The sequence below is a fragment of the Providencia burhodogranariea DSM 19968 genome, from assembly GCF_000314855.2.
Classification (GTDB): Bacteria; Pseudomonadota; Gammaproteobacteria; order Enterobacterales; family Enterobacteriaceae; genus Providencia; species Providencia burhodogranariea.
On sequence record NZ_KB233225.1, the window covers coordinates 313,933 to 321,111 of the forward strand.

Annotated in this window: 7 protein-coding genes; 3 read left to right on the plus strand and 4 right to left on the minus strand. The window is 39.4% G+C overall.

The features are described 5' to 3' along the window. Positions 1 to 5 precede the first annotated feature (5 nt). Complete coding sequence (gene rsmE, locus OOA_RS17330) at positions 6 to 737, minus strand: 16S rRNA (uracil(1498)-N(3))-methyltransferase (RefSeq protein ID WP_008913470.1); 732 nt, start codon at positions 735 to 737, stop codon at positions 6 to 8. A 763-nt stretch (positions 738 to 1,500) separates the two neighbouring features. On the opposite strand from rsmE, the gene OOA_RS17335 reads away from it, so the two are divergent. Beyond that, the gene (locus OOA_RS17335; RefSeq protein WP_236611268.1) at positions 1,501 to 1,992 is read left to right on the plus strand and encodes a prepilin peptidase; all 492 of its coding nucleotides are present in this window, start codon (positions 1,501 to 1,503) and stop codon (positions 1,990 to 1,992) included. Between the two features lie 110 nt (positions 1,993 to 2,102). Here OOA_RS17335 and OOA_RS17340 read toward each other — a convergent pair whose 3' ends face one another. Both OOA_RS17340 and OOA_RS17345 read right to left on the minus strand, forming a co-directional pair. Further along, the gene (locus OOA_RS17340; RefSeq protein ID WP_008913472.1) at positions 2,103 to 2,747 is read right to left on the minus strand and encodes a DsbA family protein; all 645 of its coding nucleotides are present in this window, start codon (positions 2,745 to 2,747) and stop codon (positions 2,103 to 2,105) included. Between the two features lie 211 nt (positions 2,748 to 2,958). Then, positions 2,959 to 3,831: an MBL fold metallo-hydrolase gene (locus OOA_RS17345; RefSeq protein ID WP_008913473.1), complete on the minus strand. Its 873-nt coding sequence runs from the start codon at positions 3,829 to 3,831 to the stop codon at positions 2,959 to 2,961. Between the two features lie 124 nt (positions 3,832 to 3,955). Here OOA_RS17345 and OOA_RS17350 point away from each other — a divergent pair, with 124 nt between their 5' ends. Continuing rightward, positions 3,956 to 4,876, plus strand: coding sequence for a LysR family transcriptional regulator (locus tag OOA_RS17350; protein WP_008913474.1), 921 nt, complete (start codon positions 3,956 to 3,958; stop codon positions 4,874 to 4,876). On the opposite strand, the gene OOA_RS17355 is transcribed toward OOA_RS17350, so the two are convergent. Then, on the minus strand, positions 4,850 to 5,785 hold the full coding sequence (locus OOA_RS17355; RefSeq protein ID WP_008913475.1) for a LysR family transcriptional regulator: 936 nt from the start codon (positions 5,783 to 5,785) through the stop codon (positions 4,850 to 4,852). The two genes, OOA_RS17350 and OOA_RS17355, sit on opposite strands and share 27 nt — an antisense overlap. A 128-nt stretch (positions 5,786 to 5,913) precedes the next feature. Between OOA_RS17355 and lysA the strand changes: the two genes are divergently transcribed. Beyond that, complete coding sequence (lysA, locus tag OOA_RS17360) at positions 5,914 to 7,173, plus strand: diaminopimelate decarboxylase (RefSeq protein ID WP_008913476.1); 1,260 nt, start codon at positions 5,914 to 5,916, stop codon at positions 7,171 to 7,173. The last annotated feature ends 6 nt before the right edge of the window (positions 7,174 to 7,179 follow it).

Here is a 7,179-nt window from a genome sequence, read left to right on the forward strand (position 1 = left end):
TCTCCTTAACCCAAATCACCTAAGCGCACTTGCAGTGCGGTAATTGCGGTTAGCGCAGTCGTTTCTGTTCTTAATACCCGTGGCCCTAACAAGATATCGGTAAATTGATAATCTGCTGTCATGGCGATCTCTTCTTCGCTCAGCCCTCCTTCAGGGCCGATCAGTAGCCGAACTTTATTTAATTCAGCTGGTAATGTATTGATACTTTGTGTGGCTCTAGGATGTAAATTAACTTTAAAAGCGCCATCATCTTCAGCGCACCACTCTTCGAGAGACTGGATTGGGCGGATCTGTGGGATGCGATTACGTCCACATTGTTCACAAGCCGCAATCGCAATTTTTTGCCATTGCTGTAATTTTTTTTCTAGTCTCTCGCCGTCGAGACGGACGCCACAGCGATCGGATAGCAAAGGGGTAATAGTATTAACCCCAAGTTCAACCGATTTTTGGATGGTAAATTCCATTTTTTCACCACGTGACATGACTTGCCCTAAGTGCAAATCAAGTGGAGATTCTCTGTCGTCAAGATGGCTGCTGATTATATTAACCAGAACCTTCTTTTTTGTGGCTTCAGATATTTCGCCGAAAAATACCTGATTACTGCCATCGAATAGTTCTAGTTTTTGGCCTGTGGTCATGCGAAGTACTCGGCCCACATGGTTGGCTGCATCATCGCCGAGAGAAATTGTATTGTTAATCAGTAGTGGCTCAGGGTGATAAATGCGTGGGATGCGCATGATTTTTCCTTAAAAAATACAAGGTTAAAATATAAGTGTTAATACAAAAATATGGGGACATAATCCCTAAAAGCAAGTGTAAAGTCTAAGTTTATAGTGTTCAGATGAACATTTGTAGTCCGGTCTGTGCTGAATTTCATCGATACTCGACCTATTTATAGCCGCATTGTTATTGATGCCTTTCAATGACCCCTAATAACATGCTTATGTATGGGGGGAGTTTTACGTAGTTTCAGTCTAAATGTGACTATAACTATTTAGGCCGTAAATAAGAATGAAATATGTAAAATTAGCAATGATAACAATGGATAAAGCGAAGGTTCATATCGGAATTACGGTGTAGGGAGTTCAGTCAACTCGCAGTATATTAATGCATGACTCCATAATGGAATAAGGAGAATATGTGATATTTTCAATCGTAAGAATTTACAATAAAATAATACATAACCCATCAGTTTTTCCCTTTAATTATATTGAAAATATTTTAGAAACTATATTTTCAATGATAACTCTTTTTAAGACTCCTTTTTGTTTTAAAGGGTGTATCAATCATAATTTAAGCGATTTTGTTGATAGCACCTGCTTCTATCGAATGTTATTTATATTTTTCATTGTATTATTATCAGCGAAATTAACTCAACTTATGCTGAAGAAAATTCCAAGTAAATATTTAAATGAATGTGATATTAATATTAATTGCAAATGGCTATTTTTGTTATATATACCTTTTTTATTGATAATTACATTAATAACTAATCATTTAATGACTGTTGTTTTATTTAGTGTTTTTCTCAATTTAATAATTTGCTTATTTATTATCGACATTAAGATAGGTTATTTACCGGATATATTAACTTATCCATTGCTATGGGGAGGGTTGATGTATCAAACATATTCACCAAATGGGAATGTCGTTTCTGCTATTTATGCGGTGATTATCAGCTATCTCTCTATTATGTTGCTAACCACAATGATGGAGAAAATTTACCCGCGTTCACAAATGGGGAGAGGGGATTTTAAGCTTATTGCTGCTTGTGCTGCATGGTTGGGAGTAATGGAGCTTCCATTCTTTTTTGCCGTAGCTGCTAGCTTAGGCGTGATACATTATGTGGTTGCTCATTTTATCTATTCAAATAAATCAATCACGCATATCCCGTTTGGCCCAGCGATCATGGTCAGTGCGAGTTATTGGCTATTCTCACCTTTAGTAAATAAATTTATTGTTGATATGGCGAACAAACTACCCATAAAATAAATCAAGACATTATGCTAATGTTCAGCGAGTCGAGAACATCAATAACGAGATGACTCGGCTCGGTGGACATAGTCAACGTTCATGCAAATTTAAGTATGACGTATATAAGACTAATTATTTGCAGCGACTAAGGTATCTAAAAATTGCTGCCACTTATCTACGTCACCTAGATAGTTATGTAACGGTACTCGAAGCCATTTATTTTCTTGCTTGATAAGCAACGTCGGGAAGCCGGATGAGCCAGATTGATCAAGCAGTTGGCGACTGTGGTGGATATGTTCATCAAGAGCTGTCGCTTCTTGCTGTGCATAATCGTGTTGATACTGTTGAATATCTAAACCAATTTTTTTGGCTATATTAGACAACACGTTAGGGTCACTGATATGGAGACCTAACACATAGTGAGCATGCTGACTTGCTTTTAACATGGCGAAAGCACTATCTTGTTTGCTAGCAGCAAGAATAGCGAGTAGCGGTGGCGCTGAATCAAGTACGAGGTTTGGCTCATTCAACATTTTTAGATAATCGTCACCGAAAATTTGTCCCGTCATTGCAGCAATCCGTTTATCTGATTGCTGAATATGCTCACGAAACTGGCTGTCCATATGTAAACGCGAAGCACCCGCTAACATACCGCCACCATGAAGTTCTAAAATGATATTAGGGTGAGCATCAGCTATTTCAATTAATGGTGAAGCACCATAGCACCAGCCACAAAGTGGATCATAAATATAATGTAATGTGGTTTTATTCATGGTTTGTTCCTTAAGTTTTATCGCTCTATATTCTTCATACTGCAAACGGTATAGCTCGTGTTATCAATATTGTGCTGCGCTTGGCAATTTAATAGCGTCAATGATGTTCATCTAATTTTTATCAAAAGATAGCTTACGAGCTTAGGTTCTATCCAAATTAATTCTGATACCATTAGCCTATGGAATATCTGAAAGGCTAATGTGAATTATTTTACTGTGGCCACTGCATCTCGCCTTTAATCACTTTGGCACTTAGCTCCAGGCTCGATTTGTCATCAAGTTTTGGGTATGCAACTTCCATTTTATTGATAAGTGTTTTGGCGTCTTTACTTTGTTCTGCCATTGTTTCAAATGTATTCAAATAGTTTTGGGTAAAGGTTACTGTACCAAGATCCATTTTTGACTCTCCCGTAAAATGACCGGGAACAACAATTTCTGGTTTTAATGCTTTAATATTATTTAATGTTTGCTGCCAATATTGGCGTGAGGCTTTAGTTTGTGTATCGGCAACCCAAATATGAATATTGTCTGAAACTACGACACCACCAACAACCGCTTTTAGCGAAGGGATCCAAACATAAGTGCGATCAGGTGCTGGGCCATCACTTCCTTTGATGTATAAAGTTTCCCCATCAATAGTAAAGCTATTACCTTGTATAACTTCAGGCATGATTAACGAGTCGGGAGCTTCATTTTTAAGTACAGGTCCCCAATACGCAAGTTTGCCATCTTTAGACGCTTTAATTGCTGCGACGGTTTCTTTTGTTGCAATCACTTTGGCATCAGGGAAGGCTTTTGTAAGGGTATCCAATCCAAAATAATAATCTGGGTCTGAATGGCTAATATAGATAGTGGTCAGTTTTTTATTGAGTGCTTTTATTTTATTAACTAAAGCTTGTGCATCATTTTTTTGAAATTGCGCGTCAATGAGGATAACTTCATTATCTCCACTGATTATTTCGGAGGAAACTGGAAACACGCTGCTATGTCCGGGGTTATAAACATCGAGCTTTAGGTCAGCAGCATAGGCAAATGAAGTGCTAATCATCAATAATGTCGTTGCGGCAATTGTGTGTCGTTGCATGATTTATTCCTAATGGTCAGGTATTATTTAATATCTTGCTGGATTAGGATGTATATTAAATTGCAATAATTATGAGAAAAACCCCATAATTGATACATCTTTGTTGCACAAATCGGTCAAATAAATGGATAGACTAACCGCGGTTCAAGTTTTTATCAGTATTGTAGAGCAGGGCAGCATGAGTGCTGCGGCAGATAAACTCGATATGTCACGAGCGATGGTGACTCGTTATCTCTCGGAAATGGAACAATGGGCAGGAGTGCGTTTACTGAATCGAACAACAAGAAGGCTTAGCCTGACATCAGCAGGGGAAGGGGTCTATCAGCAAGCTTTAAAATTAAATATATTATCCCAAATGCTGCCTGTACAACAAAAACATGACGCTAATAAATTGACTGGCCTAGTTCGAATTAGTTGCGCACAATCCCTCGCAAGTGAAGCATTATCAGTGGCTATTCCTGAGTTTTTGAAGAAATATCCCAACATGGCGATTGACTTGAGTATTACCAATAAAGCTGTCAATCTGGTTGAAGAGCGAATTGATGTTGCTATCCGAATAACCAACCATTTGGAACCAAGTCTGATAGCAAAACCACTTTCAACTTGTCATTCTGTTATTTGTGCTGCTCCTTCTTTTTTAAAGAATAAAAAAATACCGACCAAGCCAGAAGATTTAGCGACACAAGAATGCTTAACCTATAATTTCTTTGGACGTAGCTTATGGCGTTTTGAAAAAGAGGGTGAGCCATTTTCTGTTTTAGTTGATGGCCGATTAAGCGCTGACGAATCGGTATTTTTAGCTCAAGCCGCATTAAATGGAGCGGGAATTGCGATGCAGCCGTATTTGTCAGTGAAAAGGTATCTTGAATCCGGGGCATTAATCCAACTTTTACCAGATTATATTCCCCAACCCCTTGGTATTTATGCCGTCTATACAAGTCGTCAAAATATGCCCACAAGCTTGAGGGCAGTGCTTGATTTTCTCGGGCATTGGTTCAATACCTCAGAGTATTGGTTATCACTGATGAAGCAGAGCGGCACTTAAATCATCTTTAGTTTGTGCAAATGCCCCTTGTAAGTATTTAGCAAAAATATCCGAGAGCAGTGAAGATGGGCGATGAATTGGCTTAATCAAACTGACTGTAAAAGGAATCGAAAAACTTAATGGGCGGATGACTAGTTTGCCTGACGATTGCTGGTGGAAATCTAATGCGGTGATCGGATTCACAATTGAAATACCAATCCCTTTTAGTGCCATTGCACAAATAGACGAAGCTGAGTGTGTTTCCATCACCATTTTGCGGTTAATTTGTTGTTGAGCAAAAAGCGAATCAATAATCTGGCGGTAGCTATCGGTGAGTGAAAGGCTAATAAAATTTTGATTTTCAAAATCAGCAGGTGTTAAAACTGTCTTATATTCAAGTGGGTGACCTATGGGTAATACGCAAACTTCATTCAGTGAGCCTAATGTCTGCTGCTCAGTTCCGGGCGGGGTTTGTAAGTGCTCGGTTAACCCAAAATCATAACGCTGTGCTGATAACCACTCTTCTAGAATAGGTGACTCTTGTGGGATTACGGTAAGGCTCACTTCTGGGTAGTCAGCCATAAAAGATTGGCAAACTTTAGGAAGGAGTGATTGAGCGAAAGCGGGTAAGCAAATAACGGAAATTTGCGCATTATCAAAACGGCGAATAGTTTGCGCAGAATTCTTGATCCTATCTAAGCCATAATAAGAGCGTTCAACTTCCTCAAAAAAACGTAAACCTTGCGCGGTTGGACGTAGCCTGCCTTTTACTCTATCAAATAATTTAAATTGTAATAGATGTTCAAGACGCGCGAGCTCACGGCTGATGGTTGGCTGTGAGGTATTAAGCAATAAAGCTGCTTCAGTTAAGTTTGGTGTCGTCATGACGGCGTGAAAAATCTCAATATGTCGCCAAGAAAAAGTTTGCATTTTAGCCTATTCTTTAGGTGCTATATCAATAATGAATAGACTCTAGCAAAATGGATATTTTTTTTCCCGAGTTTTCTCTGAATAATAGAGAGATAAATTGAAAATTAAAACTTGCTAACGAGAGAAACATGACTTCATTCACCACTACCACCAGCCAATATTTAACGCCAGAATGCTTACGCGCTCTACCTGCACAATTCGGTACACCACTATGGGTTTATGATAGCTCGGTGATTATTGAGCGAATTAGTCAACTTAAAGTATTTGATACTGTTCGCTTTGCTCAAAAAGCTTGCTCAAACATTCATATATTACGCTTAATGCGTGAGCACGGTGTTAAAGTCGATTCAGTTTCATTAGGTGAAATTGAACGCGCATTAGTCGCAGGCTTTCAGGCTGGTCGTGAAAAATCAGAAATTGTTTTTACTGCGGATGTTCTGGATAGAGCGACATTAGCACGTGTGACAGAATTGGATATTCCGGTTAATGCAGGTTCAATTGATATGTTGGGGCAAATCGGAGAGCAAAAGGAAGGGCACCCAATTTGGTTGCGTATTAATCCAGGATTTGGTCATGGCCACTCGCAGAAAACCAATACTGGTGGCGAGAACAGCAAACACGGTATCTGGTATCAAGACCTACCTGAAGCCCTTGAACAAATTCGTCGTTATAACCTGTCACTGGTTGGATTGCATATGCATATTGGCTCCGGTGTTGATTATCAGCATTTAGCCAATGTCTGTGATGCGATGGTCGATCAAGTTATCTCATCAGGTGTTGATATTCACGCTATTTCAGCCGGTGGTGGGTTATCAACACCTTATCGCGAACAAGATGAAGTGATTGATATTCAAAACTATCATAGTTTATGGAATAGTGCCCGTCAGCGCATCGAACAGCATTTAGGTCATTCGGTTGAACTAGAAATCGAACCGGGTCGTTACTTGGTCGCTGAGTCTGGTGTGTTATTAGCAGAAGTGAGGGCAGTAAAAGAGATGGGTAGCCGCCACTATGTGTTAGTGGACAGTGGTTTTAATGATCTGATGCGTCCTGCAATGTACGGTAGTTATCATCATATTTCTGTTTTACCAGCTGATGGCCGTTCACTCGAAAACGTTGAACAAAAAGAGAGCATTATTGCGGGTCCTTTGTGTGAGTCCGGTGATGTGTTCACACAGCAAGAAGGTGGAATGGTTGAAACCCGTTTATTACCTGATGTGCAAGTCGGTGATTATTTAGTTTTCCATGATACCGGTGCTTATGGTGCTTCAATGTCATCTAACTACAACAGCAGACCATTATTACCTGAAGTGATGCTAGTTGATGGCGAACCAAAGCTGATACGTCGCCGCCAAACGATAGAAGAGTTGTTGGCGTTAGAACTGTAATTCCTA

Bases quoted from the DNA above. Each gene is read 5' to 3' on its own strand.
- OOA_RS17355 (WP_008913475.1), bottom strand. From the start codon at position 5,785: ATGCAAACTTTTTCTTGGCGACATATTGAGATTTTTCACGCCGTCATG.
- OOA_RS17345 (WP_008913473.1), bottom strand. From the start codon at position 3,831: ATGCAACGACACACAATTGCCGCAACGACATTATTGATGATTAGCACT.
- rsmE (WP_008913470.1), bottom strand. From the start codon at position 737: ATGCGCATCCCACGCATTTATCACCCTGAGCCACTACTGATTAACAAT.
- lysA (WP_008913476.1), top strand. From the start codon at position 5,914: ATGACTTCATTCACCACTACCACCAGCCAATATTTAACGCCAGAATGC.
- OOA_RS17335 (WP_236611268.1), top strand. From the start codon at position 1,501: ATGACTGTTGTTTTATTTAGTGTTTTTCTCAATTTAATAATTTGCTTA.
- OOA_RS17340 (WP_008913472.1), bottom strand. From the start codon at position 2,747: ATGAATAAAACCACATTACATTATATTTATGATCCACTTTGTGGCTGG.
- OOA_RS17350 (WP_008913474.1), top strand. From the start codon at position 3,956: ATGGATAGACTAACCGCGGTTCAAGTTTTTATCAGTATTGTAGAGCAG.